Below are 25985 nucleotides of genomic sequence, written 5' to 3'. Positions count from 1 at the left end.
TTCTCATGAATCTGCGCAAGAAGATTGCCAGCAACAGTCATATAGTGCTTACTATATGATGACCACTGTCCCTCAACCTGTCGACTGTGTCAACCAACTGCCCGAGAGCCATCAAAGATCCTGGCCCGCTTGCGAATCGAAGGGAATTTACGCGGCGTGAACCCACAAATGACGTTTCAGCGCATATGCGCGATTAGCGGCATCATCTGCCCGCTACTGTTCTTCGGCGCATTTGTCGCTGCCGGGTTCATACCTCCCCTGGCTCCGTCGTCCCCGCCCGCCGAGATCGCCGGCCACTACCGCAACCACGCCGCCGGCATCCGTCTCGGGGCGGCGATCATGCTGGTGTCCGGCGCGTTCTACGCCTCGTACACGGCGGTGATCTCCGCGCAGATGCAGCGCATCCGGGGCGTCCATCGCGCCGTGGTGAACACGCAGACCATCGCAGGAGCGTTCGGCTGCCTAACGTTTTTGGTCCCGGCGATGCTCTTCGCGGTCACCGCATTTCGGCCCGAGCGCCCGGACGAGTGGACGCTGTTGCTGAACGACATGAGCTGGATCTTTCTGGTCATGCCCTGGCCGCCGTTCATGATGCAGAACTTCGCCTTCGCGTTCGCCATCCTGAGCGACACCGGCTCGGCCCCGGTGTTCCCGCGCTGGCTCGCCTACGTCAACATCTGGGCGCCGGCCACTTTCACTCCTGGCGCGGTCCTGCAGTTCTTCAAGGACGGACCGTTTGCATGGAACGGCATCTTCGTCTTCTGGATCCCCGCCACCGTCTTCGTGATCCAGTTCCTCGTCAACGTGATCTGGCTGCTCAAGGCGATCAGTTCGGAGGCACACCAAACCACCTTGACTCCCGGCACTTTCAACACGGCATTGGCGTCAACCAATGGTTAGCCCTGAGCAGCGAACAAGGAGGTACCAATGAATCCGCCGTTGGACGCACCGATCGCGATGGCGGTCGATCCACTGTGGCAGTGGATTTTCGGGGCGCTGCACTTCGGGGTGGCGGGTTTGACCGTGTATCTGGCGCTGCGCAGCCCGCTTCGCTGCCGCGACTGGTGGGAGGTGCTGTTCCGCTCGGTGATCCTGTGCAGCGGTGCTTTGGGGGCGGTTGTCTTCGAGGGTGCGGTCGACCGGGCCGGAAAGCTTTGGTACGCCGAGTACGGGGCCTGGCCGCTGGTGCAGTTCTGGGGAACCCATGTTCCGCTGTGGGTCGCGCCGGTGTATCTGTGGTTTATCGGCGGCGGCTCGCTATTCATCATCCAGCGCATTCGAAACGGTTGTCGACCAAGGGATTTCCTATTCATCTTTGGCGGGATCGCGATCGCGGACCTGCTGCTGGAGGTCCCGATCATCAAGATCGCCAAACTTTATACCTATTACGGGGACAACCAGCCGTTCTTCAATCAGCACTGGTTCCCGCTGCCCCTGTGGTTCATCAGCACCAACCGCTTGTTCGACCTGATCCCAGCGCTGTTGATCCTGCTGCTCATGAGTTTTAAGACCAAGTGGGTGATCGCACTGATCCCGACCGTCATGTTCGGCTCGATGTATGTCTCATACGCATTCGTCACCTGGCCAACGGTGGCTGCGCTGCACTCCGGCGCCAGCCCGCTCGTCGCCGGCCTAGCCGCCACCTACACCATCGTTCTCGGTGTGGTGGCCACGTTCGGCGGCGCGCAGCTCGCCCCCCGTATGACGAACATCATGGCCCACCACGACGGACCGTCAGCCCGTCGTCGACAGTCCCGACAGCACGCCGTCGCGCCCGAGCTCACCGCAACAGCACCGTGATGCCGTGGCAGTACCCTTTCACGATCGGCGCCGCGCCGGCAGCGGCACTCGCTTGCGGCCGAATAGGTGCCGGCGGATACCCGGTTTGGCGGTACCGGTGCGCGGCGAGGCGGCCGTTGCGGTCGAGCTGCCGGGGGACGTCAGGCCCCTTCGGAGTATGAGTTGTGCCTTGGCCACGATGTCATCGACGGATCCGCGGCGAGGATCCCACCATTCGGCGACCCAGTTCAAAGCTCCGAGCGACAGCAACATTTCTAACGTGACATCCAATTCGGGATCTACCTCGCCGGCGGCAGCTGCATCGAAAAACAGACTCTGCCAGATCCGCCCGTACGCGGCCTCCTCCTTCTTTTGTCGCTTGCTGAGCTTCTCGGGAAGCTGGCCCGAGTTCCGGATCGCGGCGGTGCAGTAATCGGAGAGCTGCAGCTCGTTTCGGAGGTGCGCTTCGACGGCGGCCATGATCCGATCCATCGGCGCGGTGTCGGGCGGCAGCGCGTCCAGCGTCTGCTGCAGGTGCTGGCGCATGTAGCTGATCCCCCGGTACATGACTTCTTCGATGAGATCGTCGCGGGTCATGAAGTGGTCGTAGATCGCTGATGGCGGAATTTCGGCGGACTCGGCAACGTCGGTCAGCCTGGTTCCGGCGAAGCCTTTGATGCTGAGCACGTGGGCGGCGGCATCGAGGATCCGCATCCGGGTCCGTTCGGACTCCGTGTCGTTGTTTTCAACGTTTGCCTTGGCAAGAAACGGTACCTTGGACATGTGTGGATCATAGGCTTCATCAGCGCAGCGTTGAATGGTTTTTCCGAATCTGGAAACAGACTATAAGTAGCGGGTTGAGCATTAGCGAACACTTCGCTGCAGCGATGCCGCGGCAGGCCCGCGCGCGGCCGACACTGCCTTAGCGGCCGGGTCCTCGACCGACCACCGATACGAACGAAACGCAGGTACCCGGCCGTCCGCCCAGGTTGTGGGTGAGCGCGGTGTGCGGGTCGGGCAGCTGCCGCTGACCTGCTTCACCGCGAAATTGCAGCCAGGCTTCATACAGCATCCGCAGCCCACTGGCACCCACCGGGTGCCCGAACGACTTCAAACCGCCGTCGGGGTTGACCGGCAACCGTCCATCGGCGTCGAAATCCCCCGCCAGCACGTCCTTCCAGGACTGGCCGGGATCGGCGAAGCCGAGGTCCTCCATGAGCACGATCTCCGTCGGGGTGAAACAGTCGTGCACCTCGGCCAGCGAGAATGCGGTGCGCGGGTCGTCAATGCCGGCCTGTTGGTAGGCGTCACGGGCGGAGCGCACGACTTCGGGAAAGCTGGTGTAGTCGTAGTCCGGATCCATCGCGCCCAATCCCGAACCGGCGACCAGCGAGAGTGCTCGCACGTACATCGGGGTGTCGGTGTAACGCAACGCGTGCTCGGCCGGTACGACGATGGCGCATGCGGCACCGTCGGAGACTCCGGAGCAGTCGAACACACCGAGCCGACCGGCCACCTTCGGCGCGTTGTCGATGGTCTCCTTGGCCACCGGAGACCTGAACTGTGCCTTGGGGTTACGCGCCCCGTTGACGTGGTTTTTCCACGCCACGTGCGTCATCGCGTTGCGCATCTCTTCGGCATCCACCCCGTGCTTCGCGCAGTAGGCGGGGTCCAGCAAGGAGAACGCCGCGGGAGCGGTCATCGACAGTTCGGGTGCGGTGCCGTCGCCCGGTGGGTCCTGGCGCAATAGCCCCGAGAAGCCGGAGTCTTTCAGCTTTTCCACTCCGACCGCCATCGCCACGTCGTAGGCGCCGGCGGCGACGGCATAGCAGGCGTTACGGAACGCCTCGGACCCACTGGCACACATGTTCTCGACGCGGGTGACCGGCTTGTCCCCTATGCCCAACGGTCGGCTCAACGTCAGACCCGACATGCCCGAGCTGAGCGTCCCGAGCCAGTAGGCGTCGATGTCTTCGGAGTCCAGTTTGGGGACCGACGCCATGCATTCGGCGACCGCTTCCACCAGCAAGTCCTCGGTGGAGCTGTCCCAGCGCTCACCGAACCGCGAGCACCCCATCGCGACCACCGCTACCTTGCCGGCAATTCCCTTGCTAGCCATGGTCTCTCCCGTCCAGTCGGGCCTTCCAGAAGTAGTTGTGCACACCGCCCGCGGTGAACAAGCGGCGGAAGGTGAACGCCACGGGCGACCCGACGCCTATTCGCTCGGGTTCAGCATCGGCGACCTCGCAGGTGAACCGCCCACCGCCGGCCACATCGACGACGGCCTGCACCACGGGCGGTGACGGCGAGTACGCCAGGTGATCGACGGTGTACGTGGCAACCGACCCATGCAGGCCGGCTACGGGAATACCACTCATCGCATCGGTTGCGCCACAGCGCTTACAGACGCGCGCCGGGGGCAGGTGAATGAAACCGCATGCATCACAACGTGAACCGCATAGGCCAAATTTCCACGAGCTGGATCGTCGGGCAGCGGGTCCGGACGGCCGGTCGGGCTCTGGACGGCGCGGCGGCTCCAGTTCGACCAGCCCGCGCCACGACAGGTAAGTCAGGTAGTTGACCGGCAAGCCGCCGGCCCGTTGCACGCTGACCGGATGTGGTTGCCGCGCCCCGGGAAGCGCGTCGGTGGTCCGCAACAGCATCGCGTCACAACCGTCGACGGCCGACAGCATCAACACGGTTTCGCCGGCCCCGGCGGTGTCCAGCACACTGCACAGTGCCAACGCGGCATCGCAGGCACCCGAGAAGCCGATCGGCGACGTGACAACTGACTTCTCCCCCTTCACCAACGTCGCCGCGCGCTTGACGATCCCGCTGTTCGGGCAGGTGAGCACGACATGGTCGACTCCATGCAGCCCCGCGTCATCCAGCACCCGCTCGACGGCGGTGCGGATGAGGGTCGCGTAATGTTCGGCGCCGAACCGCTCCTCCCATTGCTCCCCGGTCACCGAAGTCGTTGCGCGCCAGCGGTCCAAGAATTCCGCCGTCAGCGACACCACCGTGACCACCTCGGCGATCGCGGGTCGGTCGGCTCCGAACACGAGGGCCGCCGCGCCGTCGCCGCCGAGTTTCTCGTCGGCCGATTTCGGCCGGCCGATGCGGACATCGGCGCTGACCGCGACCCCGCCGGTGCTCGCCGCCGCGAGGATGGCGGCAAAACCGCTGCGTCCCGATCCGCACAAGTCGACGGCGAGGGTGTCGAGCGGCAAACCAATCGCGGCGTGTATCGCGGTGGCGTTCGTTTTATCCGCGTAAGCCGGTGTGCTGCTGGCGAAATACAGCGCATTAGCGGAGCGGGACTGGGGTAGCTCGGCGATGGCCGCCACCGCCATCGTGGTGCTGTCCTCGTCGAATGCGGCGACGACCCGGTCGCCCCGGCGCACACCGATATCGGCGCCGGCGAGCCGGTACCGGGGCAGGTAACTGGCGTAGCCAACCAGCCCCTTCATCAACGGGCCCCACGGAAGATCGCGGCTATCCCCTGCCCGCCTCCGATGCACATGGTCTCCAGCGCCAGGCCCCCGCCCCGACGGCGCAGCTCGTGGAGCATCGTGGTCAGGATCCGAACGCCGGTCGCTCCGATGGGATGTCCCAACGAGATGCCCGAACCATTGACATTGAGCCTGTCCTCGACATCGCCGAGTTTGACACCGCAGCCGGCGAGCACCGCGAGGACCTGTACTGCAAACGCTTCGTTGATCTCAATCAGATCCATCTCGTCGAAGCCCAGCCCCGTTCGGCTGAAGAGTTTCTCGACCGCGCCGACGGGTCCGATGCCCATCCGCGACGGCTCACAGCCGACCGCGGCCCAGCCTTCGAGGAATCCAAGCGGCTCCAGATCGAGGTCGTCGAGCCGATCCTCCGCGACCACCAGGCATGCCGCAGCGGCGTCATTCTGCTGGCTGGAATTGCCCGCTGTCACCGTGCCGTTGCTCACCAAGGTACGCAGTCGACCCAGCGTTTCGGGCGTGGTGTCGGGGCGGATCCCTTCGTCGTCGGCGAATTCCAGCGGATCGCCCTTCCGCTGCGGCACCTGCACAACAACGATCTCGTCGTCGAAGCGGCCGGCGCGCTGCGCCGCGGCGGCGAGCTGATGGCTGCGCGCAGCAAAGCCATCGGCGGCCTCGCGGTCGATTCCGTAGTCAGTCGCCAGGTTTTCGGCGGTCTCGATCATGCCGCTGATCGGACCGAATCGCCAGATCGGCTGCGACAATTCGCGACCACGGTCGAGCCGGTCGTACAGCATTTGATTGCCGGAACGCGAGCCCCACCGCGCGGAAGTGGTGTAGTGCTCGATATTGCTCATCGACTCGACACCACCGGCCAGCACGACATCGGCGGCCCCGGTTTGCACCATCATCGCCGCAGTGACCACGGCCTGCAGCCCACCGCCGCAGCGCCGGTCGATCTGCAATCCGGGCACGCTGATCGGCAGGTTGGCGTGCAGCGCTGCCCAGCGGCCGATGCACGGCGCCTCCGAATTGGCGTAAGACTGCGCGAATACGATGTCCTCGATGGCTGCCGGCTCCACGGCGCTGCGCTCGACGACTGCAGCGATCACCTTGGCTGCGAGGTCTTCGGCGCGCAGTGGGCGCAACGTACCTCCGAACGTCCCGACGGCGGTTCGAATCGGGCTGACTATCGCGGCTCGCCTCACGAATCACCTCGCCAGCGTCCAGCGGAGGGATCGAGCAGAGCGGTCAGCCGCTCGTCTGACAACCAGATGATCGTCTCCAATTCAAGCGCGTCGAGGTAGCGGACACGGCCGGAGCGAAGATCCTCTAGCCGCAGCCGAGGTGAGTTGCCGGACGTGTCGAAATTCACCGAGACTTCGGCGAATTCATTGCTGATCACCGGACCGACCTGAGGCACATCCACAGACTCGCTATCACCAAATTCAATCGTCATGGCGGCTCAGATCAGAAAGCCCAGTGTCGGGATCGGCCGGCCGTTGTCCACCAGAACGACCTTCTTGTACGCCAGCCGCAATTCGCCGTCCTGGTGCCGCAGCCGGTAGGTCGTCCGGCCGCCCCACAGGTGGTTGCCGCGTGCGCGCGACTCGAGCACCAAAAAGTTGGCACCTACCTCAAGATCGACATCACCGTTGGAACTGGTTCGGCCACCAAGGAATTCGATGTTGGACAAAAGGCGCCGCAGGTTTGATGGCGGCGCCTGGGCGTGACGCTTGCCGGTACGCACCTGTTTGAGCCGGGTCGCGATCCGACTGCGGTTGTCGTAGATCACCGACATCGTCCGCAGCGGGTCATCGGTCGAGGCCACCGGGACCCAATAGAGCGCGTCATCGGTCCACAACGCCTCCCAGGCATCGTAGTCGGACTCGTCCGCATAGCGCGCCTCGCGGTAAAGGAACTGCTCGACCTCCCGAGGGTCGAAGCCATCGGGCACCGGCCCCAGGGCGGCGGGACTGTCCAACGCGGTGGTCATGACTGTGCCTCCATCAGGGTCTTGTACTGCGACCAGAAACTGCGCATGCCGGTCTCATCGGTGGCACCGCCAATGGTGAAACCGTTTTCGTCGATGCGCTCCCTGTTGAGACCGCGACGTATGTCCAGCCACTCGGGCGTCAGCACCTCGAGCCCGGCCTGGTTGCGCTCGTACATCTCGGTGTCGTCAGCGAGCAACATGCCGGCCGGTCCCACGGAGCCCATGCACTGCGACACCATCCGCTTGTTCAACTCCGGCGCGCCCGCCAGCTGAACGGCCGTGGAGAACTGGAGGCACTCACCGGCTGCGACCGGCTGGATGTTGAAGACCTGGATCTCGGCGATGAACAGGTTCGGAAAGATCATCACATGGGGGCCGCCCTCGATCATGATTCGCTCGGCGTCATCCCCGTACCGTTTGCGCATCGCCGCGACATAGTCGGGCACCCGGTCCGGCGTGGTGCCGAACCAGCGCATCGGCTCGGCGAACTTGCGGAACTCGGGCCGCAGGTCGTTTTCGCTATGACCGCCGCCTAAGTTCCGCGTCACCGCGGTGGAGGAATCACTGTACAGCGCACCAATGGGACTACCGGTGACACCGAAGATCGAGCCGTGCACGAACTGCGGATGATATCCGTCGGTCTCGTTCTCCGCCAACAACTTCCAGTTCGAGCGAGTCTGATGCTGTAGCCAGCCGGCGGTGAGCTCGACTTTGCCTTCCGGCGACAACCTGGCCAGCCGGTCGATCTCACCCGCAGCCGCACCGAGATGCTCTGCGAGGCTGGGCCCGTCCGTCGCGAAGCTGCCGAATACGAACCCGTGGTAGCTGTCCACTCGAGGCACCCGCCCCAGCGGCAGATCCAACTCGCGCTGCCCGTAGCCCTTGAAGAATGGGAACCCGACCAGTTCACCGGTGTTGCGAAACGTCCACCCATGGTATGGGCAGCGGAAGGTCGACGAATTACCACCGGCATCGGCGCAGACCTGATTACCGCGGTGCGAACAACGGTTGAGCAGCAGATGCAACTCTCCGTCGCGGTCGCGGGTCATGATCACGTCCTGCAGCCCGAGGCGCTTACGCACGTAGTCGTTCGGCTGCGAGACTTCGGTTTCATGGCCGACGAAAACCCAACTGCGGTACCAGATCCTGCGCAGTTCTTCGGCGAAGATAGCCGGATCGGTGTAGAGCGACCCGTGCACCTTGTCGCGCTTGATCAACCGGTCATAGCGGCCGCCGGTGGCGGCGGTCGGCTCGATGAGTGAGGTCACTGATCGGGCTCCTCTCTAAACAGTTCGCGCACGGTTCCCTGCGCGATCAAATCGGGTAGTGCGAACTTGCGCACTTTCCCGGTCGGCGTTTTGGGCAGATCGCCGGCGAGGAACCAGCGCTGCGGAACCTTATGCGGCGTCAAGCGTCTTCTCGCGTGGGCACGCAGTTGGTCCACCGCATCTGTAGGCAGCTGATCTCGCCCGACCACGACGGCGGCCACGATCTCGCCCAGCCGGTCGTCGGGCAGGCCGAGCACACAGGCCTCCGCGACCTTTTCGTGCTCGGCAAGACACGCCTCTACTTCGGCGGGGGCGATGTTCTCGCCTCCGCGGATGATCAGCTCTTTGAGCCGACCCGTGTGGGTCAGGTATCCACGTTCGTCCATCACGCCGAGATCTCCAGTGTGCACGAACCCGTCAACGTCTACGGTGGCCGCGGTGGCAGCAGGGTCGTGCAGGTAACCGATCATCTGCTGATAGCCACGCGCGCAGATCTCCCCCGGACGGCCTACCGGCACGACTGCGCCGGTGGCCGGGTCCACGATCTTGCAATCAACCTGGGGAAGCGGCCGGCCTATCGTGCCGAGCTGATCGTCCCGGTTGTCGTCGGGCCGGGTCGCGGTGAGCACCGGCGAAAGTTCGGTCTGGCCGAACACGTTGACCACTGTCGCCCCGAACGTGCGCTCGGTGGCCTTGATGAGCTCGGCGCAGACCGTGGATGCACCGCCCAGACAGGTTGATAGCCGTGGCGCTTGCTGTGTGGAGTCGCGCTGCGCCGCAACGAGCGCCGTCAGCATGGCGGGCACGAAGAACAGGACCGTCGCGTGCTCGCGGCGTATGGCATCGAGCGCCGCGGTCGGCTCAAATCGGTTCAGCAACACCTCCGTGCCACCGATCCACAGCGGGCCCAGGGTGCCGACCACGCAGGCCGCCGTGTGGAACATCGGCAGCGGGTTCACGGTCACCGCGCCCGCGGGGATCCCGGCGGTCTCCAGGGTCAGTTTGGCGACGTTGACCAGGGAACGGTGGCGCAACAGCACCCCTTTGGGTGTGCCGGTGGTTCCCGACGTGTACTGAAGCATCACCGGCTGCTCGGGGTCGGTGGGCGCGCGCGCGATCACGTCGGCATCGATATCGTCGCTTCGCCATTCGGCACGTGACGACAGGCTGATGGTGCGCACACCGAGCGACTGCGTATCGATCTCGCCGACGGCGGCGGCGGTGTCGTAGTCGCGGCTATGGTCGGCGTGGATCAGCACCCTGGACTGCGAATGCTGCAGCGCATATGCCAGTTCGGCGGGACGCAGCGCCGGATTCAAGGCGACGAGGGCGACACCGGCAAGGGCCGCGCCGTACTGAATCGTCGGCCACTCCACCACACTCGGCGCCCACAGCGCTACGTAGTCACCGGGCGTGGTGAAACGCGCCAGGGCGGTGGCGACGCGGCACGCCTCGTCGAAGAGCTCGCGGTAGGTCAACCGCACCTCCGCGCCGTCGTCGTGGGCGGCGCCCACCAAGGCCGTGACGTCGCCATGGGTGCGCGCCCGTTCCGCCAGTAATGCACCGACGGTGTACTCCTCCAGCCGGGTGCTCGTATCGGCAGCGAGGTACGAAATATCAAGACGCGCGCGCAGTTTAGCGGTCATGTCGGCGCAGCTCCGAACTGCGGACGGCGCTTCTCGCGGAACGCCGCGATTCCCTCAGCGAAGTCGTCGCTATCGAAGAGCTGGGCCTGGTGTTCGGCCTCGATCTCGAGGAGATCGAACGGACTGAGTGCGGATCCGGCGGCCAGCAGCGATTTGATGACCCCGTAGGCCCGCGTCGGGCCGGCCGCCAGCCGCTCGGCGTCTGCCAGCGCGGCCGGCAATGCCGTACCGGGGTCCGCGAGCGCATCGACGAGTCCGATGGCTAAGGCCGTGGCCGCATCGATTGGAGTCGGCATCATCAACATCTGGCGCGCGCGGGCGATGCCGACCCTCGCCGGCAATGACGCGAAAGTGCCCATGTCGCCGGCCAGTCCGACGTTGGTGAATGTGGTTGCAAAACGTGCATCGCTCGCGGCGACGACGCGATCGCACGCGGCGGCCAGCGCGGCGCCCGCGCCGTAGGCGCTACCCTCTACCGCGGCGAGAACGGGCTTGCCCGCGTTCCAGATGGCACGAATCACCCGTTGCGCCAACTGCGTCCGTTCCATGGCGCGCTCGGGCGACATCCGTTCCATCGAAGTGATGTCCCCGCCCGAGCAGAACGCCGGGCCCGCGCCGGTAAGCACTATCGCCCGGATCGAGTCGTCGGCGCCGCCACTCTCGATCGCAGCGGCAAGCTCGAGACGTACCGGGATGTCGATCGCGTTGCGCACGTCGGGCCGGTTCAGCGTGACAATCCGCACCGCGCCGCGATCCTCGACAAGGACGGCAGGGGTGCTCATTGCCCGGTGAAGTTCGGTCGGCGCCGTTCGATGACGGCCCGCAGGCCCTCGAGCGCGTCAGCGGTTCCGGACAACTCGGAGACGGTTCGCGCCTCTTCGGCCAATCGTTGTTCGACCGATGCCCCCAACCCGCTCCACACCAGACGCTTGGTAGCCGACAACGCCCGAGCCGGCATCGCGGCCAATTCGGTGGCGATTTGCTCTGCGCGACTGAATAATTCGGCATCGTCGACAACCTCGGTCACCAACCCGATCTGTAGCGCTTCCGGCGCGCCAAGCGTCGGATTGGTCAGCAGTATCCGCAATGCCTGACGCAGACCGACCAATTGGGCCAGCGTGACCGAGGAGCCGCCGTCGGGTGCCATGCCGACGCGAACCGCCCCTGAAAAGAACTTCGCCGACTGTGCCGCGACGACGATGTCGGACGCACACACCAATCCCAACCCCCCGCCACCGGCGGCAAAGCCCTGCACCGCGGTCACCACCGGCGCGCGGAGTTGGATCAATGCCGCGGTGGCCAACTGCAACCACGCGGTGGCCTCCCGTAAGTAGTCCGGGAGGTCCGCCCCCTTCGACTCGAAGGTATGGATATCGCCGCCCGCGCAGAAATTTCGGCCTTCACCGGTCAATAACACCACCCGCACGGCGGGATCCGCGTGGCACGCCAGTGCCGCTTCGTGTAGCGCCTTGAGAAACTCGACGTTCATCCCGTTGGATGCTTCGGGTCGGTTCAAACGCAGCCGGGCGATGCCGTCGGCGACGTCGAGCGCGACGGGCGCGCTGGTTTCCGCAATACTCATCAGCTCTCTCCTCGTTGCCGAAAAGCGGTCGCACCATTCTGTCCGGCGCCACCGCAGATGTGGTCGACCACGCAGTCGATTTCGCGCTCCAGTCCAGCGGCTAACGGGGCCTCGAGGCTGGTATATACGAGTCGCTTGATGGAAATCACGGCTTCACGCCGCCGCCCGGCCAGATTCGTGACGAATTCGCGCACGCTGCTGGAGAACTCGGCTTGCGGAAAGCTCCGATACGCCAGGCCGCGATGCGCGGCGTCCACGCCGGAGAGCCGGTCGCCGGATAGCAGCAGACCCAGGGCCTCCTGTCGACCGACCAAGCGGCTCAACCGCTGGGTGCTGCCGCCGCCCGGGATCATCCCGAATTTGATGTGGTTGTCGGCGATCTTGGCGTCATCGCTCACCAATACGATGTCGCTGGCCTGCATCAGCTCGAAGCCGCCGGCCATGGCAACACCCTCGACCGCGGCCACCACCGGAACCTCGATGCGCGCGATGGCGTCGCAGGCGCGGCGAAACGCCACGAACAGTGGTCGTAGCGCATCGGGGCCGTCCGACCGCAGGCTCTCGACTTCGTTGAAATCGCCTCCGGCACAGAAGTTTCCACCGGCACCCGCAACGACGACAACGTTGACCCCGGGGTCGCCGCCCACCTCGAGGATGGCCCGTTCCAGTTCAACGCCCAGCTGCACGGTAAGGGCGTTCATCTGCTCGGGTCGATTGAGCGTGATCGTTCCCACGCCATCGGCCACGTCGCGCAGCACGAGCGTCATTCGCGCCACTCTCCCCCGCAAGCGGGAGGTGCCCCCACCTCATCGCTACGCTCTGCATCGTCGCCGGCGCGCGTCATATGTTTCGTCCCCCGCCGACCTCGATGACCGCGCCGGTCACGTAGCTGGACAAGTCCGACGCCAGGAAGACGACGGCGCCCGCAACCTCCGCGGGTTCTCCGGCCCGCTTCATCGGGATGGCGGCCTCACGCTCGGCAAAAACCTCCGTGGGCATCGCCGCAGTCATCGCGGTGCGGATCAAACCGGGCTGAATCGCGTTCACCCGGACGTTGTGGTGCGCGACTTCCTTCGCGGCGGCTTTGGTCAGCCCGACGATGCCCGCCTTTGCCGCGCTGTAGTTGGTCTGCCCCGGATTGCCCGACTTGCCCGACAATGAGGAGATATTGATGATGCTGCCCGACTTCTGTTCCCGCATAACCGCTGACGCCTCGCGCACACCCAACCATGTGCCCCGCAGGTGCACGGAGATTACTGCGTCGAAGTCGGCAACCGCCATCTTCTTCAGCGACGCATCACGCGTGATGCCGGCATTGTTGACGAACACGTCGAGACGGCCGAAATGGCGCACGGCTTCGGCGACGAGGTTGCCCACCTGTTCCTCGGAAGTCACGTCACACGTAAGTCCGATACCGCCGATTTCGGCGGCCGCCTTGTCGACGAGATCGGCATCGATGTCAGCGACCACCACGCTGGCGCCGTGCCCGGTGAGTGATCGGGCGATCTCGAGTCCGATGCCCTGACCTGCGCCGGTGACGACCGCGACACGCTGGTCAAGCAACGACTCAGCCATGAACCAATCCTTCTCGTCCGACCCGTGAAGATTATTTCTAATCCACGTTAAACTAGCATAGCGGCGGTCACAACAACCGCACACGACAGGGAGCAGAGCATGGACCTTGGACTGGCTGGCGCACGAGTAGTGATTACCGGAGGCGCGTCCAACATCGGGCGCGGCATCGTCCACGTGTTCGCGGCGGAAGGTGCCCGCATCGTGATCAGCGACATCGACAAACCGCAAGCGGAAAGGGTTCGCGGCGAGGCCCAGGCCAAGGGCGCGGCAAGCGTGGAACTCGCAATCGCCGACCTGACGACCGCCGACGGAGCCGACGCCGCGATCGGCACCGCCCTGGCGAACTGGGGCGGCATCGACGTTCTGGTGAACAACGCGGGCTGGAGCGTGCCCGGGTTCATCGCCACCGATACCGATCGCGACAAGTGGCAGCGCACCATCGAAATCAATCTCTTCAGCGCCGTCGGCGCCACCCAGGCGGCGATCGGCCCGATGAAAGAGGCGGGCGGCGGCGCCATCGCGTTCATCGCGAGCGACGCCGCGTTCGGACAGATCCGTCAAGGCGTCTACGGCGCATCGAAAGCCGCGGTAGTCGCCCTGGCCCGCACTCTTGCGCGCGAACACGGCCGGCACGGAATCAGGTCCAATGTCATCTGCCCCGGCCTGGTGATCCCCGAGAGCCCGGAAGCCGTCGGTGAGTCGAGTCTGTGGTCCGTCGGCCAGGACAACGTGTTCAACCAGGACCAAATCGACTACATGGTGAAGGGGACCCCGCTGCGCCGCCTGACCACCGCCGAGGACATCGGCCGGGCCACCGCATGGTTCTGTTCGCCGACGGCGGCCCGCCAAGTGACCGGGCAACTCATCTCGGTCAGCGGCGGCTACACGATGCCATGAGCAGGCCGCAACCGATCGCTTATTCGGGCGCGGGATTCCCGAAGTATTCCTGACCGGGCGGCGGGCGATAACCCTGCGCCGAGTTCCGTAGCTGGTAGATCTGGGCGGGACACAGGAGGTCAACCGCGTACCCCACCAGGTAATTGGCCGCGAACTCGTCGTTGGGCGTCACGTCGTTCTTCACGTCACCCATCACCTGGCCGTAGCTCTGACCCCCGGTGACCTTGTCGCAGATCCCGTATCCATAGCCGATCGCGTCGTTGTTCGGAAAGTCGTAATGCCGCCGCACCGCCACGTTGTACATGTACTCCACCTCGGGCGCGGGCTTGGCGTGTGCCGGAGGCGCCAGCGTCTCCGCCGCTCCACCCATGGCGATGACGCCCGCTATCAAGGCAACCGCTGATGTGCGATGGTGCATGGCTGACATCCTTCGTGTATTCCTCGGTGTACAGCGCCGATTGAGGCGGGTCTAGATTCAAGGAGACCAACAAATTTCCGAGGCATTGTCAAGACCCGTTTGGTTTACGATCGTTTACTCCCCTACTGGCAGTCCGCCCGTCCGGGAACGTGACAGTCGGGAATAACCCAGTCACTCAACGGATCGCCCGGATTGACCCGTTGTGAGTCGGCGGGCAGTTGAGGGAATTTCCCGGGTTCGAGGACACGGGTGTCCACGAATATCGTGGGCATCATGCCGGACAGGCGAGAGAGTAGGCCTCCTTGCCGCGCGCAGATGGTTCCGATGGGCTTGGACGGATCCGGCATCGCTTGGGAGCCCGGCCAAACCAAACTACAGAGATTTTGTGAACTCAAGATATGAAAAGGAGGGTCATCAGCATTGGCCGGGGCAGCGGCCGCGCACCCGGCACCCAGGACGCCCAATCCGACCGCGACAACCGAAATTCCCCGCAACACTCGACCTCCTAAAGGCTCTCCAAACCCATCCGTCGTATCCAATAGCGGTGGTGCAGTATGCGGTTGCGGTATGCGCAGTCTTCATGTGAGCGTCACCGACCGACGAAGTTGGCGGGGCGGCCTTCCTTGAACGCAGCGATGCCCTCGAGCAAGTCGTCGCTCGTCAGGGTGCGCTCTTCGAGTTCGAAGGCCAGCGGGACAACTTCTGCGGCCCGAAGCGAAGTCACTTGGTTCAGTGCACGTTTGGTGCCCTGGACGGCTAACGGTGCCAGAGCCGCAATGCGCTTGGCGATGTCGCGGGCACACGGTAATACCTCGTCGGGCTCATCGACGAGGTCAGTGACGATTCCAAGCTGGTAGGCGGTTGTCGCGTCGAGTTCGTCGCCGGTGAGCAGGTGGCGCCGGGCTCGTAGCATGCCGGCCGCTTGCGGCCACACCAGACAGCCACCGTCTCCTGCCACGAGACCGACCTTCACGTGAGTGTCGGCCAGTTTCGCGGTCCGTGCTGCGACGACGACATCGCACATCAATGCCACCGTTGCACCTAGCCCAATCGCCGGGCCCTGCACCGCCGCAACGATCGGCTGGGGCAGGGCGATGAAAGAGCGCAGGAGCCTCATACCCGCTTCTACGGTTTCGCGCCGCGCATCGGCATCATCGTGGGCGGCCTGCATCAAGGCAAAGTCGCCACCAGCGGAGAACGCCTTTCCGGTAGAGCCCAGCACGATCGCGCGGACCTCATCGTCTTTGGCGAGTTGTTCGAGCACGGTTGCCAACTCGATCTGCAACTGGTTGTCGAAGCGGTTTAAAAGTTTGGGACGAACCAGTGATATCTCGGCGACACCCTCGGCGCGGGTACTTATGGATAGCGTTAGGAGAGTGGTGCTCATGTGGCCTTCCCCCTATTATTAAGATTTACAAGCTCATAAATCTACGCGTAATCTACATGATCGAAGGTGAGACCTGAAGTGGCATTTGTCGAAGTCGATGATGGCGTGCGGATCCACGTGCAGGACCTCGGCGATGGACCCGCTGTGGTCCTGATCTCCGGGTTCGGTCTCGACCACGAATTATGGGATCGCCAGGCGCGGGTGCTCACCGAGCACGGCCTGCGCGTCTTGTGCGTAGACCAACGCGGACACGGGTTCTCCGATAACCCGTTACAGGGCTACGACGTTGACCGCCTCGCGGCCGATCTCGTCACCGCACTCCAGCGGCTGGAGATCGACAGCGCCACGGTGGTTGGCCACTCATTCGGCGGACAGGTGGCCTTTCGCGCCGCCGCAACAGCGACCGAATTGATCACCGGGCTGGTGCTGGTCGGGTCGAATGGTGTTCGCGCGAGCCGCAGCGAAGGCTTTCCCTTCGGCGGGCCGCCTGGGCCGCTGCTGGAGGGGATGGTGGCCGACGAGCACGCTGACCGGGTGGGAGCCCGATACCGCACGATCGGGTCGGCGTTCGCCCACGAGCCCAATCCCAGAACGGTCGATTGGCTGGTCCGCTGTTCCCTTCGGATGCCGTCATGGGCTGCGGTGGCATGCTATCGCTCACTGCTGACGACCGATCTGCTCGCCGACATCCCACGCGTCACCCAGCCGGTGCTCCAGATCATCGGCGTTGTCGATCCCGTGCATTCGGCCAAGGGGGCCCGCTGGTTACAGCAACAACTACCCGACGCCACACTGATTGAAATCCCAGATTGCGGGCACTACCCGATGCTCGAGGCTCCGGACGCATTCGAAACGGCACTGCTCAAATTCGTCACCGCTTAGCGGCGGGCTCCAGCTCCAAAGCCCCAACCGACATCAACGCCATCTTGGCCAACAATTCCTCGGCCTGCTTGGCGCTGCGCCCACCTGGCGGGCGCATCGCTTCGGACAGCAACAACAGTTGGACACCCCGGGTGGCGGTGATGATCTCGTCGGTCGACCGGTCGGGGTAGCAACGCTTCAGGCAATCGATCCATCGTTGATTGATACGCCGGTGCCGGCGGTCGTGTTCCCGGCGATAGCGCTCGGCAAGTGAGCGCTGCTCACGCAGCCAGATCGACACCAATCTCTCGTGGGTCTTCGCCAACCCGACAAACGCGCGGACCAGCTTGTTCAGCTCAGCGTCGGCGTCTTCGTCGGGCTCGCCGAGACGCACCAAAATCGTGTCGAGGGTCTTGTCGAACAAGGCCGCCAAGATCGCATCTTTGCTGGGAAAGTGGCGATAGATGGCCGACCCTGTGGTGCCGGCGACTTTGCCGATCTCGTCCACGCCGACACCGTCGAAACTGCGCTCGAAGAACAGCTTCTCGGCAGCGGCCAGGATCTTTTCGTCGCGCGTCACGTTAGGAGCCTCTCATAAACCGAGGCTTTGTCCGATGATCACCTTCATGATTTCGCTGGACCCGCCGTAAATCCGGCTCACCCGGCCGTCGAGATAGGCGTTGCCCAACCGGGAATTTCCTCGCAGCGCCATCGAGGGGGGCGCGAGCGCCAGGCATCGGTCGACCACCCTGCCCTGCAACTCGGTGCAGTACAGCTTGGCGATCGCCGCGTCGCCGCCGCTGAGCCGCCCCTCGACGTGACGCGCCAACGCCTGGTCAATGAGCGACTGGCCGGCCGCCACCTCGGCAGCGCACTGCGCCAGCGTGAACTTGATTTCCTGGCCCGCCTCGCTGTGTTGGTGATCCTCGACTGCCCAAGAAAGCGCCGCGGCGGCTGCGGCCTGCGAATTCACCGCGATTGACAAGCGTTCCTGCGCGAGGTTCGACGTCAGGTAGGTGAACCCTTCGTTCTCCACGCCAAGGAGGTTTTCGGCGGGGACCTTCATGTCGGTGAACGAGATCTCGGCCAGGTCCTGCGCGCGAAGGCCCAGTTTGTCCAGCTTGCGACCGCGCGCAAAGCCGGGTGTCTCGGTGTCCACCAGCAGCAGGCTGATACCACGGCGACCCGCATCCGGGTCGGTCTTGACCGCAAGGATCACCAAATCAGCGGCCGCGCCGTTGGAGATGAACGTCTTGGCACCGTTCACCACATAGTGGTCCCCGCAGCGACGAGCCCGCGTCGACATCGCCTTGAGGTCCGAACCGGCCCCCGGCTCTGACAACCCCAGCGCGACCACAACGTCGCCCGACACCATCCGGGGCAGCCAGGCCGCCCGCTGTTCCGGGGAACCGTGGTGCAGCAGATACGGCAGGCAGATGTCGGTCTGCACGCGCAAACCACCGATGGCCAGGCCCACAGCCTGGATCTCCTCGGTGACGACAACGCTGTGCCGGTAGTCCGAACCGGGTAGCCCGCCGAACTGCTCGGGCACCCCGATCCCAAGGATGCCGACGTCGGCCGCGGCTCGCCAAAACTTGCGTGACGGTTTGCCGTCGGCCAGCCATGCCGAATACTCCGGTACCACGTGGTCACTGAGGAACCCGCGCACAGCGTCACGGAACTGCTCTTGCTGCCGGGTGAAAACCGACCGGGTCGGCGAGTTACCCACTTACCGGAAGTCCATCCAGTGGCCGTGCGGCGTCCAGCCGAACGCGAACGGCAACTCGATAGTGCAGATCGGCCCCTTGGTGATGTCATCGGTGTCGAAAATCAGGTACTCGCCCCGCTTTTCGGCATACCACGAGACCGGGACGATGACGTAACCGTCGCCCTCCGCCGAGCCTTTGTGCCGCGGCGCGAAGGTTGCCTCCAGCACCGCGGCCGGCTCTCCGGCACGGATCTGGTACACCTGCTCGGAGAGGGTCTCCATGTTGGTCGCGACCAGGCTGTTCATCGACATACCGTTGCGCTTGACGACTCCCCCGACCTGGAAGCCCCATCGGTAGCCCTTGCCGTGGAACCGCTCATCGACTTTCGGCAGCTCGCTGGGGCGGTCCGACAGCTGCTCGCTGGTCGTGGCGCCGGTGGCCAGGTCAACCGTCCACCGGCCCAGCCGGCTTGCGGCGATCGAGAAGAACAACGCGACGTCGTCTCCCTCGGCAAAATCCTGCTCGAACGGGAAGGGCGGCCGGTTGAAGATCGGCGCGTCCAGGAGGAGCTTGCCGTCGCGGACATTGGCCTGCATGGTGTGCATGACGTATTGGGCCGGTAATTCGGTGGTGATCCAGCGGATATCGGCCTCCATGTCGTCGCGCGGGATCAACGCCAGCACGATCGGCAGCTCGGTCTCCCAGCCCCAGATACCCAAACCTTTGGCGATGCGCTCCTTGCTGACGGTGAAGGGCTGGAACGGCATCACGATCCATTCCGGTGTCAGCCAGACGTCGTGGGCCACAGTGTTATACGGCGCATCCCAGAGTTCACGAGAGTCGACGCGCCCGTCAGGGTGCACGGTGTGCAACGTCACGTACGGCGCGACGTCGCGGTAGACCCAGCCGTAGAGCACACCGGTGTCGTGATCCCATTTCGGGTGTGCGCCAAGCGCGCCGCTGTCGCCGAACGCCACCGGCTCATGCAGGCCCGGCGACAGCTCGGTTGACCAGTCCACGATGCCCTTGGTTTCCAGGGTGATCGGGTCAATGGCGATCGGCGGGCAGCCGATCTCGCCGGCGGTCACCATCTGGCCGGCGAACGGGAAGATGTTGATGTTGTTCGCGCCCTGCGGGGTGTGGCGGTTGTAGGCGTCCCGCTCGACGTCGCCGTAGGCGAAGTCACGCCAGTCGTGGAACCCGCCGTCGCTCCAGGCGAACATTCCGCGGCGGTGCTTTTCCTCCAGGAGATATTTGGGGGTGCGGATCCATCGGTTGCGAAAGTCCGCGCGCCCGTCCTGGAATGTGATCGCCTGGACCATGCCGTCCATGCTCAACAGGGGGTTGGTGCCCTGCTTCGTCGGACGCTTCCAGGTCGGCCCCACCCGGTAGTAACCACCGGCAAGGTCTTTGGGGATCTCCCCCTGACTGACGATGCATTCTTCGACGGTCGCCTCGAATCGCATCGGCGCGAACGGGCCCCTGAGCGCCGTCTCTTGCGGCAGCGGATATCCCATGACACTCCTTCATCAGTCTGGCGCTGACACGAGCTTATCAGCGCGGCTCAAAATATCGTAAACGATCGTTATCCTTTTCGGCTACCTGGGGCCACCGACCCGCCGACGGCACAGTTGCACGGGGTGGCGGCCGCTAGCCCCTCCGCTCGGTAGCAATGCCTGTTCATAGCGATGTTGACCGGCCAGAAGCCCCCACCTAGTATTCGGGATGAATCGACTCACGATCGCTACGAACCTTGTCGGATATCAGGCCAGACGTAAGCGAGCGGACGTTCTACGGAGGAGCTGAGATGGACGCGGTAGGACTCACCGAGGAGCAACGGGACTTCGCCCTTGCCGTCCACGAGTTCTGTCGCAAGGAATGCGGAACCCGTGAACAACGCGATGCGTTGACCGACAACGGCGCAGAACAACACCACGCGGGCCTGTATCAGAAGCTGGCGGAGGTCGGCTATCTCGGGGTGTCGATTCCCGAGGAGTACGGAGGCAGTGGCGGCGGCCTCACCGAGCAAGTGATCCTGTTCGAGCAACTGTGGCGCGGTCTCGCGCCGGTCCACGGCGCCGGAAGCTCCCACACCGTGGCCGGCATCTACAAGCGATTTGCCACCGAAGAGCAGAAGAAGGCCGCCCTGGGCTCGATCTGCTCGGGCAGCGTGATGTCGATCAGCATCTCCGAACCCGGTGCGGGCTCGGATGCCGCGGCCGTCAGCTGCAAAGCCGAAAAGACCGAGGGCGGCTGGCGCATACGCGGACAGAAAACGTGGTGCTCCGACGCACAATTCGCGTCCACGATCCTGGTGGTCGTGCGTACCTCGCGCGGCACAAAGCCGCACGACGGCATGACGCTGCTGGAAGTGCCCGCCGATTCCGAAGGGCTACAAATCCGTCCCATCTCGACCATGGGCGGCAGCGAGGTGAACGACCTGTTCTTCACCGATGTCTTCGTCCCCGAATCAGCCGTGGTCGGAACCGAGGGCAACGCCTGGAAACAGATAATGGCAGGACTGAACGGCGAGCGACTGGTCTGCGCGGCCCAGGGCCTTGGCATGGCACAACGCGCCTTCGAAGACCTGCTCACCTACGTCGCCGAGCGCGAACAGTTCGGCGCACGGATCGGTTCCTTCCAGGCACTCCGGCATCGCATCGCAGACCTGGCCATCGAGATCGAAGCCGCACGCGCACTCACCTACGCAACCGTGCATCACATCGAGCATCAGATCGGCACGCCCGAGGAGTGGGTTCGGGCAACGTCGATGTCGAAGGTCAAGGTTACCGAGACCGCTAAAAAGGTTGCGCTGGAAGGTGTTCAAATGATGGGCGGCTACGGTTACAGCACCGAATTCGACATGGAAAGACACCTGCGGCTAAGCATCGCGCCCACGATCTACGCGGGGACCAACGAGATTCAGCGTGACATCATCTCATCCACATTCGGCCTACGCCCGGCCCGCTGAGGAATGACAGGTGTGACGGCTTGACACCGGACAAACCCGACAACGATAATTGAGATAACGTGACTCATAATTTCTGGAAATCGTCGGCACGCGGACTGCGCGGGTCGTGAGTTTCCCAGCCTGCATCCCTGTGAGGAGACAGAAATGACGACGGCTACCCCCAAACTCAGCATTCTGGACGCGGACACCTACGCCAACGGCGACCCCACCACATTCGGGCTGCCGCTGGAGCAATTCACCTGGTTGCGGGACAACGAACCGTGTTACCTGCACGAATTCAACGACCCGATGCTCATTGATCGAGCGTGGGTCGTGAGCCGTAACGCCGACATCTGGACCGTCGACAGAAGCCCGGAGCTGTACGCGGCCGATCGCGGCGGCGTGAACATGTGGAAGGTCACCCCGCTGGACCCCCAGGCAGGCGGCAAGCCGGCGATGTTGACCATGGACGGCGCCAAACACCGCAGCCATCGCAACGTCATGGCCGGCGCGTTCACCCCGAAGGTGGCCAAAAACCTCGAAGCCAAGTTCCGCGGCTACGCCGCGAACATCGTCGACGCCGCGCTGGAGAAGGGCACCTTCAACTTTGTCACCGACATCGGCCACACCATGCCGATGGAGGCGCTGGGCGACGTGCTCGGCGTTCCCCGGGCCGACCGCGCGAAGTTCTTCGACTGGGTCGACACCTTCGCCGCACCGTTCGACACCCGGATCACCCCGTCCTTCGAGTACGTCATGACCTCCATCATCAACATTTTGAACTACGGGCTTGAACTGGCCGAGATCAAGCGCAACGACCTCGGCGACGATGTGATGAGTTACATGGTCCGGGCCGGCCTGGAGGTCGTGTCCGAGGATGAGTTGATGGGCAACACCGCCCTACTGGCCAGCGGGGCGGCCGAGAGCACCCGGTCCGCGCTCTCGCACGGGATGCACGAGCTGATGCGCAATCCCGAACAGATGGCCTACCTACGCGAACACGCCTCCGACATTCCCGACGTCGCGATTCAGGAGATCGTCCGGATCGCAACGCCGTTCACCCACCTGGTGCGGACCGTCACCCGCGACCACGAGCTGCACGGCAAGGAGCTGAAGGAGGGCGACACCATCCTGATGCATTTTGCGGCGGGGAATTTCGATGAACGGGCTTTCGATGAGCCCAACGTCTTCGACCTCACCCGGGAAAAGAATCCACACGTCAGCTTCGGCCGCGGACCCCACCAGTGCATCGGCAAGCACGTCGTGTCGCTGGAGATCAAAATCCTCCTCGAAGAGCTGCTGCGACGCACTAAGGACATCAAGCCCGCCGGTGACATCGTTTACGTCCGGGATGCATATTCGCGTGGCGTGTATGAGCTTCCGGTCACCATCACACCCGCATAGGCATACCCGAAAGGAGTGGCACATGAAGGTCATCCGTAATGCGCGCACATGTGAACTCCACGGTGAGTGCGAGCTGGCGGCGCCGGAGGTGTTCGAAATCCGTGAAGACGACGAATATGTCACAGTGCTCAACCCCGAGCCGGGCGAGGAGCTGCGGCAAAAGGTCGAGAACGCGGCGCGCAATTGCCCGACCGGGTCGATTCGTATCGAGGACTGACATTGACTACTGCGCGTAAAACCACATCGAGCCAGAAAAACAAGGCCTCCCAAGCCTCAGTTGTCGAGGTGCGCAACCCGGCTGACGGTTCGGTCGTCGGAGTGGTTCCGGACATACCGGCCGACCGGGTGTCGCAGCTGGCAGGCGAGCTCCGATCGGCCCAGCCGGCCTGGGAGGCGCTGGGACCCGATGGCCGCGCCGTTCACCTGCGGCGGTGGCTGGACTGGATCGTCGACAACCAGGACCGCATTCTCGGCCTGGTGCATCGCGAGGCCGGAAAGTCTTGGGGCGACGCGCAGATCGAACTGCTGGTGTGCATGGAGGTCATCAACTACTACACCAAGCACGGAGCGGAGTTCCTGGCCGACGAGACCCGTCGCCCGCACGGGCCCGCGTCGGCGACCAAGGGACTTCGAATCCGTTACCGCCCTTACGGACTCGTCGGCGTCATCACTCCGTGGAACTATCCGCTCGGGATGCCGATGCTCGACGTGCCGCAGGCCTTGATGGCCGGGGCGGCAGTACTCACCAAGCCGTCGGAGGAAACGCCGCTGGGCTGGGCCGAATTGGTGCGTGGCTGGAACGAGATCGGCGCGCCGCCCGTGCTCGGCTGCGTGACGGGCCGGGGCGACACCGGGCGGGCGCTGGTGGACGTCGTCGACATGGTGCAGTTCACCGGATCCACCAAAACCGGTCGCCAGGTCGGTATTCGCTGCGCGGAACGGCTGATCCCGGTCAGTCTCGAACTGGGCGGCAAGGACGCGATGGTCGTGCTGTCGGATGCGCCGCTGGAGCGGACCGTCCGAGGCGCGATCTGGGGCGGACTGTTCAACTCGGGCCAGTCGTGTGTCGCCGTCGAACGGATCTACGTCGAGGATTCGATCTACGACGAGTTCACGTCGCGCCTTGTCGAAGAGGTCAACAAGCTCCGCCAGGGCCATGATGCCCAGGGCAGCTTTTCCACCGACATCGGTGCGCTGGCCAATGAAGCCCAAATGGCGATCGTCGAGCGCCATGTCAGCGATGCGGTGGCTCGCGGGGCGCGTGTCCTGACCGGCGGGAAGCGGGCCGAGCGTGGCCTGTTCTATCCGCCGACCGTGCTGGTGGACGTCGACCACACGATGGCGTGCATGTACGAGGAGACCTTCGGGCCGTTGCTGCCGATCATGAAGGTCTCGAGCGAAGACGAAGCGATCGCCCTGGCCAACGACACCAATTATGGTTTGGGCGCTAGCGTTTGGACCGCGAACAAGGAGCGCGGCGAGCGCGTCGGCAGGCGAATCGAAGCCGGCGGCGTCAACGTCAACAACGCGATGATCCATGTGTTCCAATTCCCGCTGCCGATGGGCGGCTGGAAGGAATCCGGCCTAGGCCACCGGATGGGCGGGGCCGACGGTATCCGAAAGTACTGTCGCACACAGGCGGTGGTAACAGAGAAGGTTCACCTGCCCACCGAGACGCATTGGTACCCCTACTCGGCACGCAAAGCCCGGATCGTCAGCGCGGTGCTGCGGCTCGTGGAATTGCACGACTGGCGTCGCCGGCTGGGTCGTCGCCCCAAGAGATGACGACGACCGGCAAACCTAATCCAGTCGATCAGAACACGACCACATGAGCAGAGCAAACCCGACGACCGCAGCGGCGATGCGGTGAACTCGCCGGTAGACGAGGCCCGCGATCAAAGGGCCACCCGCGGCCCTCTGCACGGGCTCAAGGTTGTCGAACTCGCCGGGATCGGGCCGGGGCCCTACGCGGCGATGCTATTGGCCGACCTGGGCGCTGATGTCGTCCGCGTCGAGCGCCCAGGCCCTCCCGCCAGCGCGGTGCCGCCCGAGCAGGACGTGTTGCGGCGTAACCGCCGATCGATCATCGTCGATCTGCGCGACCAAGCGGGCGTGCGCACAGTCTTGTCGATGGCCGCGAAGGCCGATGTGTTGCTGGAAGGTTTCCGGCCGGGGGTCACCGAACGCCTCGGTTTGGGGCCCGATGACTGCTGGAACGTGAACCCACGCCTGGTGTACGGGCGCATGACCGGCTGGGGTCAGTCCGGCCCCTTGGCGTCGACCGCCGGCCACGACATCAGCTACATCGCCGTGACCGGAGCACTGGCGTCGATCGGGCGCACCGGCGAGGCACCGGTGCCGCCGGTGAACTTGGTGGGTGACTTCGGTGGTGGGTCAACGTTTCTCGTGATCGGCGTGCTGGCCGCGGTATGGGAGGCCGAGAAATCGGGCCGCGGTCAGATCGTCGACGCGGCGATCGTGGACGGCGCCAGCTCGCTGACCGCGCTTTTGCACGGACTCATGGCCGCCGGGCAGTGGGTGGATCGCAAAGGGTCCAATTTTCTCGACGGCGGTGTGCCCTGGTATGACAGCTACCGCACCGCCGACGACAAGTGGATGGCCGTTGGAGCCCTGGAGCAGAAGTTTTATGCCCAATTCAGCGACCTGCTGGGGCTTTCGGACGAAGTCGCCGCCCAGCGCGACGATCCCTCGATGTGGCCGCGCCTGCGGGAGGCAATCGCGCAAGCATTCGCAACACGTACCCGCGACGAATGGACGGCGATCTTCGACGGTACCGATGCCTGCGTGGCACCGGTCTTGTCGCTCACCGAGGCGGCCGGCTCCGCACACCTCGCCGCGCGCGGCACTTTCATCGAAGTCGGTGGTGTGACACAACCAGCGCCGGCTCCCAGGTTCAGTAGAACGATCCCTCACCACCCGACAGCGCCGCCGCGACCAGGAGCTAACGCGGCGGATGTGTTGCGCGACTGGGGATTAGCCGACGGCTAGATCAGACCTCAGGCCGACGACCGATGTAAGGGCG

The 25985-nt window shown here is 64.4% G+C and carries 26 protein-coding genes; 9 read left to right on the top strand and 17 right to left on the bottom strand.

Annotated features, from left to right (window positions below; translation table 11 throughout):
* Positions 1 to 156: 156 nt before the first annotated feature.
* On the top strand, positions 157 to 900 hold the full coding sequence (locus tag EPN51_RS17895) for a hypothetical protein (RefSeq protein ID WP_293044954.1): 744 nt from the start codon (positions 157 to 159) through the stop codon (positions 898 to 900).
* 27 nt (positions 901 to 927) lie between these two features.
* Positions 928 to 1800, top strand: a complete 873-nt coding sequence (locus EPN51_RS17890) for a hypothetical protein (protein WP_293044952.1) — start codon at positions 928 to 930, stop codon at positions 1798 to 1800.
* A gap of 18 nt (positions 1801 to 1818) precedes the next feature.
* Here the strand turns inward: EPN51_RS17890 and EPN51_RS17885 are convergent, their stop codons facing one another.
* From EPN51_RS17885 to fabG, 12 genes are all read right to left on the bottom strand, one after another.
* A complete protein-coding gene (locus tag EPN51_RS17885; RefSeq protein WP_293045231.1) occupies positions 1819 to 2466 on the bottom strand; it encodes a TetR/AcrR family transcriptional regulator in 648 nt (215 codons plus the stop codon).
* A gap of 235 nt (positions 2467 to 2701) precedes the next feature.
* Positions 2702 to 3898, bottom strand: a complete 1197-nt coding sequence (locus tag EPN51_RS17880; protein WP_293044950.1) for an acetyl-CoA acetyltransferase — start codon at positions 3896 to 3898, stop codon at positions 2702 to 2704.
* Positions 3891 to 5249, bottom strand: coding sequence for an OB-fold domain-containing protein (locus EPN51_RS17875; protein WP_293044948.1), 1359 nt, complete (start codon positions 5247 to 5249; stop codon positions 3891 to 3893). The genes EPN51_RS17880 and EPN51_RS17875 overlap by 8 nt, the downstream gene beginning before the upstream one ends.
* Positions 5249 to 6457: an acetyl-CoA C-acetyltransferase gene (locus EPN51_RS17870; protein ID WP_293044946.1), complete on the bottom strand. Its 1209-nt coding sequence runs from the start codon at positions 6455 to 6457 to the stop codon at positions 5249 to 5251. Before EPN51_RS17870 ends, EPN51_RS17875 begins: the two co-directional genes overlap by 1 nt.
* The gene (locus EPN51_RS17865; RefSeq protein ID WP_293044944.1) at positions 6454 to 6708 is read right to left on the bottom strand and encodes a hypothetical protein; all 255 of its coding nucleotides are present in this window, start codon (positions 6706 to 6708) and stop codon (positions 6454 to 6456) included. Before EPN51_RS17865 ends, EPN51_RS17870 begins: the two co-directional genes overlap by 4 nt.
* Positions 6709 to 6714: 6 nt before the next feature.
* Positions 6715 to 7245 (bottom strand): aromatic-ring-hydroxylating dioxygenase subunit beta, encoded by a 531-nt coding sequence (locus EPN51_RS17860; protein ID WP_293044943.1) that lies wholly within the window; start codon positions 7243 to 7245, stop codon positions 6715 to 6717.
* Positions 7242 to 8513, bottom strand: coding sequence for an aromatic ring-hydroxylating dioxygenase subunit alpha (locus EPN51_RS17855; RefSeq protein WP_293044941.1), 1272 nt, complete (start codon positions 8511 to 8513; stop codon positions 7242 to 7244). The genes EPN51_RS17860 and EPN51_RS17855 overlap by 4 nt, the downstream gene beginning before the upstream one ends.
* Positions 8510 to 10159 carry a class I adenylate-forming enzyme family protein gene (locus EPN51_RS17850; RefSeq protein ID WP_293044939.1) on the bottom strand — a complete coding sequence of 550 codons (1650 nt, stop codon included), beginning with the start codon at positions 10157 to 10159 and terminating at the stop codon, positions 8510 to 8512. The genes EPN51_RS17855 and EPN51_RS17850 overlap by 4 nt, the downstream gene beginning before the upstream one ends.
* The gene (locus EPN51_RS17845; RefSeq protein WP_293044938.1) at positions 10156 to 10941 is read right to left on the bottom strand and encodes an enoyl-CoA hydratase-related protein; all 786 of its coding nucleotides are present in this window, start codon (positions 10939 to 10941) and stop codon (positions 10156 to 10158) included. Before EPN51_RS17845 ends, EPN51_RS17850 begins: the two co-directional genes overlap by 4 nt.
* Entirely contained in the window at positions 10938 to 11741 is an 804-nt protein-coding gene (locus EPN51_RS17840; RefSeq protein WP_293044936.1) for an enoyl-CoA hydratase-related protein, read from the bottom strand. The genes EPN51_RS17845 and EPN51_RS17840 overlap by 4 nt, the downstream gene beginning before the upstream one ends.
* The gene (locus EPN51_RS17835) at positions 11741 to 12508 is read right to left on the bottom strand and encodes an enoyl-CoA hydratase/isomerase family protein (protein ID WP_293044934.1); all 768 of its coding nucleotides are present in this window, start codon (positions 12506 to 12508) and stop codon (positions 11741 to 11743) included. Before EPN51_RS17835 ends, EPN51_RS17840 begins: the two co-directional genes overlap by 1 nt.
* Before the next feature lie 73 nt (positions 12509 to 12581).
* The gene (gene fabG / locus EPN51_RS17830) at positions 12582 to 13316 is read right to left on the bottom strand and encodes a 3-oxoacyl-ACP reductase FabG (protein WP_293044932.1); all 735 of its coding nucleotides are present in this window, start codon (positions 13314 to 13316) and stop codon (positions 12582 to 12584) included.
* Positions 13317 to 13415: 99 nt separating this feature from the next.
* On the opposite strand from fabG, the gene EPN51_RS17825 reads away from it, so the two are divergent.
* Positions 13416 to 14213 (top strand): SDR family oxidoreductase, encoded by a 798-nt coding sequence (locus EPN51_RS17825; RefSeq protein ID WP_293044930.1) that lies wholly within the window; start codon positions 13416 to 13418, stop codon positions 14211 to 14213.
* A 19-nt stretch (positions 14214 to 14232) separates the two neighbouring features.
* On the opposite strand, the gene EPN51_RS17820 is transcribed toward EPN51_RS17825, so the two are convergent.
* Together EPN51_RS17820 and EPN51_RS17815 are read right to left on the bottom strand one after the other, a co-directional pair.
* Positions 14233 to 14631: a DUF732 domain-containing protein gene (locus EPN51_RS17820; protein ID WP_293044928.1), complete on the bottom strand. Its 399-nt coding sequence runs from the start codon at positions 14629 to 14631 to the stop codon at positions 14233 to 14235.
* 589 nt (positions 14632 to 15220) lie between these two features.
* Positions 15221 to 16018 (bottom strand): enoyl-CoA hydratase/isomerase family protein, encoded by a 798-nt coding sequence (locus EPN51_RS17815; RefSeq protein ID WP_293044926.1) that lies wholly within the window; start codon positions 16016 to 16018, stop codon positions 15221 to 15223.
* A 78-nt stretch (positions 16019 to 16096) separates the two neighbouring features.
* Here EPN51_RS17815 and EPN51_RS17810 point away from each other — a divergent pair, with 78 nt between their 5' ends.
* Complete coding sequence (locus tag EPN51_RS17810; protein ID WP_293044924.1) at positions 16097 to 16900, top strand: alpha/beta hydrolase; 804 nt, start codon at positions 16097 to 16099, stop codon at positions 16898 to 16900.
* On the opposite strand, the gene EPN51_RS17805 is transcribed toward EPN51_RS17810, so the two are convergent.
* Genes EPN51_RS17805 through EPN51_RS17795 form a run of 3 tightly spaced genes read right to left on the bottom strand, consistent with a single transcriptional unit; the run spans position 16890 to position 20105 of the window.
* Positions 16890 to 17459 carry a TetR/AcrR family transcriptional regulator gene (locus EPN51_RS17805; RefSeq protein WP_293044922.1) on the bottom strand — a complete coding sequence of 190 codons (570 nt, stop codon included), beginning with the start codon at positions 17457 to 17459 and terminating at the stop codon, positions 16890 to 16892. The genes EPN51_RS17810 and EPN51_RS17805 overlap by 11 nt on opposite strands.
* Positions 17460 to 17471: 12 nt before the next feature.
* Entirely contained in the window at positions 17472 to 18608 is a 1137-nt protein-coding gene (locus tag EPN51_RS17800) for an acyl-CoA dehydrogenase family protein (protein ID WP_293044920.1), read from the bottom strand.
* On the bottom strand, positions 18609 to 20105 hold the full coding sequence (locus tag EPN51_RS17795; protein ID WP_293044918.1) for a carotenoid oxygenase family protein: 1497 nt from the start codon (positions 20103 to 20105) through the stop codon (positions 18609 to 18611).
* A 290-nt stretch (positions 20106 to 20395) separates the two neighbouring features.
* On the opposite strand from EPN51_RS17795, the gene EPN51_RS17790 reads away from it, so the two are divergent.
* From EPN51_RS17790 to EPN51_RS17770, 5 genes are all read left to right on the top strand, one after another.
* Complete coding sequence (locus EPN51_RS17790; RefSeq protein ID WP_293044916.1) at positions 20396 to 21559, top strand: acyl-CoA dehydrogenase family protein; 1164 nt, start codon at positions 20396 to 20398, stop codon at positions 21557 to 21559.
* 144 nt (positions 21560 to 21703) lie between these two features.
* Positions 21704 to 22942: a cytochrome P450 gene (locus EPN51_RS17785; protein ID WP_293044914.1), complete on the top strand. Its 1239-nt coding sequence runs from the start codon at positions 21704 to 21706 to the stop codon at positions 22940 to 22942.
* A 22-nt stretch (positions 22943 to 22964) separates the two neighbouring features.
* Entirely contained in the window at positions 22965 to 23159 is a 195-nt protein-coding gene (locus EPN51_RS17780) for a ferredoxin (RefSeq protein ID WP_293044912.1), read from the top strand.
* Complete coding sequence (locus tag EPN51_RS17775; RefSeq protein WP_366509455.1) at positions 23126 to 24727, top strand: aldehyde dehydrogenase family protein; 1602 nt, start codon at positions 23126 to 23128, stop codon at positions 24725 to 24727. Before EPN51_RS17780 ends, EPN51_RS17775 begins: the two co-directional genes overlap by 34 nt.
* Before the next feature lie 81 nt (positions 24728 to 24808).
* A complete protein-coding gene (locus EPN51_RS17770) occupies positions 24809 to 25951 on the top strand; it encodes a CaiB/BaiF CoA-transferase family protein (RefSeq protein WP_293044908.1) in 1143 nt (380 codons plus the stop codon).
* Positions 25952 to 25985: the final 34 nt, after the last annotated feature.

This window comes from Mycobacterium sp. (assembly GCF_004298145.1).
In the GTDB taxonomy this organism is placed as follows: Bacteria; Actinomycetota; Actinomycetes; order Mycobacteriales; family Mycobacteriaceae; genus Mycobacterium.
The sequence above is the reverse complement of the archived record's forward strand: the minus strand, read 5'-3'. Positions and strand labels throughout refer to the sequence as shown.

Bases quoted from the DNA above. Each gene is read 5' to 3' on its own strand.
- EPN51_RS17890 (WP_293044952.1), top strand. From the start codon at position 928: ATGAATCCGCCGTTGGACGCACCGATCGCGATGGCGGTCGATCCACTG.
- EPN51_RS17880 (WP_293044950.1), bottom strand. From the start codon at position 3,898: ATGGCTAGCAAGGGAATTGCCGGCAAGGTAGCGGTGGTCGCGATGGGG.
- EPN51_RS17875 (WP_293044948.1), bottom strand. From the start codon at position 5,249: ATGAAGGGGCTGGTTGGCTACGCCAGTTACCTGCCCCGGTACCGGCTC.
- EPN51_RS17865 (WP_293044944.1), bottom strand. From the start codon at position 6,708: ATGACGATTGAATTTGGTGATAGCGAGTCTGTGGATGTGCCTCAGGTC.
- EPN51_RS17860 (WP_293044943.1), bottom strand. From the start codon at position 7,245: ATGACCACCGCGTTGGACAGTCCCGCCGCCCTGGGGCCGGTGCCCGAT.
- EPN51_RS17850 (WP_293044939.1), bottom strand. From the start codon at position 10,159: ATGACCGCTAAACTGCGCGCGCGTCTTGATATTTCGTACCTCGCTGCC.
- EPN51_RS17845 (WP_293044938.1), bottom strand. From the start codon at position 10,941: ATGAGCACCCCTGCCGTCCTTGTCGAGGATCGCGGCGCGGTGCGGATT.
- EPN51_RS17840 (WP_293044936.1), bottom strand. From the start codon at position 11,741: ATGAGTATTGCGGAAACCAGCGCGCCCGTCGCGCTCGACGTCGCCGAC.
- EPN51_RS17835 (WP_293044934.1), bottom strand. From the start codon at position 12,508: ATGACGCTCGTGCTGCGCGACGTGGCCGATGGCGTGGGAACGATCACG.
- fabG (WP_293044932.1), bottom strand. From the start codon at position 13,316: ATGGCTGAGTCGTTGCTTGACCAGCGTGTCGCGGTCGTCACCGGCGCA.
- EPN51_RS17825 (WP_293044930.1), top strand. From the start codon at position 13,416: ATGGACCTTGGACTGGCTGGCGCACGAGTAGTGATTACCGGAGGCGCG.
- EPN51_RS17820 (WP_293044928.1), bottom strand. From the start codon at position 14,631: ATGCACCATCGCACATCAGCGGTTGCCTTGATAGCGGGCGTCATCGCC.
- EPN51_RS17815 (WP_293044926.1), bottom strand. From the start codon at position 16,018: ATGAGCACCACTCTCCTAACGCTATCCATAAGTACCCGCGCCGAGGGT.
- EPN51_RS17795 (WP_293044918.1), bottom strand. From the start codon at position 20,105: ATGGGATATCCGCTGCCGCAAGAGACGGCGCTCAGGGGCCCGTTCGCG.
- EPN51_RS17790 (WP_293044916.1), top strand. From the start codon at position 20,396: ATGGACGCGGTAGGACTCACCGAGGAGCAACGGGACTTCGCCCTTGCC.
- EPN51_RS17785 (WP_293044914.1), top strand. From the start codon at position 21,704: ATGACGACGGCTACCCCCAAACTCAGCATTCTGGACGCGGACACCTAC.
- EPN51_RS17780 (WP_293044912.1), top strand. From the start codon at position 22,965: ATGAAGGTCATCCGTAATGCGCGCACATGTGAACTCCACGGTGAGTGC.